Below are 2,017 nucleotides of genomic sequence, written 5' to 3'. Positions count from 1 at the left end.
ATGAAGCAGTTGATCTCAGTGATCAACTGCTTTTTTGTATGGAAAAACATAACTTTATCTACTTTTTGGTTCGAGCGATGAGATCAGTCACAGTGACAAATTGATAACCCTGCCTTCCAAGCTCTGGTAAAATTTGTCGAAGGGCTTCAACCGTTTGGCTGCAATCCCCCTGAAGATCATGGAATAATATAATATCTCCATTATGGACATTCGAGAGCACCGTACTCACTATTTTATCCACGCCTGGCCGTTTCCAGTCCTTTGTATCCTGATACCAGGACCACATCACAACGGTTAGCTTATCCTCCCCAGTTAATTGAAGCAACGCATCGTTATAGAATCCTCCTGGAGGACGAAAGACGTGAGGCATTTGCTCCGTTACATCAAAAATAATATCTTGAGTTTGGCGTATTTCCTCAATCAGCTTCTCCGGTGGTACATTTTTCAAATAATGATGGTCAAAGGTATGATTAGCTATTTCATGCCCTTCATTTACCTCACGTATGGCGAGGGCTGGATACATTTGTACTCTTTTTCCTAAAACAAAAAAGGTTGCCTTGGCCTGGTGCGCTTTGAGCAGGTCCAGAATTTGTGGGGTATAAATAGGGTTAGGACCATCATCAAAAGTAATGGCAATCAGCTTTTTATCAGTTATTACATTCCAAACCACCTCACTGTTGGGATTGGCGGAGGCAGCTGTAGTTATTACTAATACCAAGATCAAAAGCAGTATTTTTCCAATCAATACTTTTATCAAACGCTCCACTCCTCTAAGTCTTGATAGCTTTTAGTTTGTCATGGACCCCTCGGATTATACAAAAAAAGAGTAATCGCTGGTTAGGCAATCACTCTCAGGAAAACTTAATTGTTCAAAATATATATTTTTACTTGCTGGATACCAAACTGAGCAGCTTTTATAGCGTTGTCCGAAACATAGATATCGATCTTATTTCCTTTTACAGCAGTGCCTGTGTCCGTAGCGGTCGCATACAAACCACCAGAGGGAAGACCATCGTAGTTATAACCTTCTATATATACTTTGGAGCCTAATGGAATAATGTTGGGATCGACAGAAATACTGCCGACGGCTAATGGATTACCAAAAAAATCTTTGCCTGCGTAGCCACCATTTTCAGCGGATGATCCAGTGTAGGCGGTTGCAGTTCCATCGATGACCTTATAGCTCGGGGCATACCAAGAGGGAGCGTGATACTTGCCATCCTGATTTAATATCGCAATGTGATTCTGGGCGTCCCACTGTAGTCGGATACCAAAAGCATCTGCAAGATCACGTAAAGGCACATAGGTAGTACCATTTATCAATTGGGGTGCTGAATCCAAGATTAGGGGGTTCCCGTTAGTTGTGGCTATGCTGGTACCCGTAGTAAAGGATACGGTGTGACCGCTTTTAGCGATGGTGATGTTTATTGATTGTTCTTTATGTTCCCAATTGATTTCATAATTGAGCTTCTGACTTAAAGTACGCACCGGGATTTGCAAGAGATGATTGCTATCCAGAAATGGCTGGGCATCAGGAAAAGTAACCAACTGTTCATTGATTTGTACCTTAACGTCGTTTGCTGGTGGTGGGGCTGCATGAATACTACTTACCGAGGTAAAATAAGATAACAACACAACTGAAGACAATAAAAATAGCTTTGTAAAACGTCTCATTCAATTCCTCCGAATCTTTAAGTGAGGGTAAACAGGCTTAAAGGACACTCTCAGATGGCATTTTTAAAAGTTAACACAAACAAGGAAATAGGACAATGTATAAAACCAACCAATAAATACCTGAAATTGGATTGTTTAATGTTAATAACAAACTACACAAATAAATTTGAAAAGAGCTTGCAATTATCTAGACTGATGTGGTATATTGTTAATCCGGCCGCAAGATGGTACGGAAAACGAAATGACTTGAAAGACTTTAAAAAAGTTAATGAAAAAAAAGCTTGCAATTGAATGAATGAATGTGTTATATTGATCAGGTCGCTTTTGACGGAATGTCGAAAAT

2 protein-coding genes are annotated in these 2,017 nt (G+C 40.1%); both read right to left on the bottom strand.

The genetic code is table 11. The annotated features are described in order from the left end of the window. Positions 1 to 58: 58 nt before the first annotated feature. Positions 59 to 754 (bottom strand): polysaccharide deacetylase family protein, encoded by a 696-nt coding sequence (locus OB236_RS14250; protein WP_408638472.1) that lies wholly within the window; start codon positions 752 to 754, stop codon positions 59 to 61. 107 nt (positions 755 to 861) lie between these two features. Further along, the gene (locus tag OB236_RS14245; protein WP_262684601.1) at positions 862 to 1,674 is read right to left on the bottom strand and encodes a stalk domain-containing protein; all 813 of its coding nucleotides are present in this window, start codon (positions 1,672 to 1,674) and stop codon (positions 862 to 864) included. Between the last annotated feature and the right edge of the window lie 343 nt (positions 1,675 to 2,017).

Source organism: Paenibacillus baimaensis (genome assembly GCF_025567575.1).
This window is presented reverse-complemented; position numbering and strand designations above follow the sequence as displayed.

Excerpts from the sequence above, each read along its gene's own strand:
- OB236_RS14245 (WP_262684601.1), bottom strand. The coding sequence starts at position 1,674 with ATGAGACGTTTTACAAAGCTATTTTTATTGTCTTCAGTTGTGTTGTTA.